Origin of the sequence: Brevibacillus halotolerans (assembly GCF_026891775.1) — a bacterium.
Lineage (GTDB): Bacteria > Bacillota > Bacilli > Brevibacillales > Brevibacillaceae > Brevibacillus_B > Brevibacillus_B halotolerans.
Genome location: NZ_JAPTNK010000075.1, coordinates 1 through 284, shown reverse-complemented (window position 1 = coordinate 284; position 284 = coordinate 1). Strand labels below are relative to the sequence as shown.

General features: G+C 52.5%; 1 rRNA gene. It reads left to right on the top strand.

Going from position 1 to position 284, the window contains the following annotated elements:
- Nucleotides 1–284, top strand: a 23S ribosomal RNA gene (locus O0550_RS24235); the annotation flags it as partial.

The following is a 284-nucleotide window of genomic DNA, read 5'->3' as shown; positions in this document are numbered from 1 at the left end:
TGGTTGATATTCCAGTACCACCTCTGTTCCGCTTGAGCAATGGCGTGACGCAGGAGGATAGGGTGAGCGGCCTATTGGATGGCCGTCTAAGCAGTAAGTGTGGTGTGTAGGCAAATCCGCACACCAATAAGCACAAGCTGTGATGGCGAGGGAAATTTAAGTACCGAAGTCCCTGATTTCACACTGCCAAGAAAAGCGTCTAGCGAGGAACAAGGTGCCCGTACCGCAAACCGACACAGGTAGGCGAGGAGAGAATCCTAAGGTGCGCGGGATAACTCTTGCTA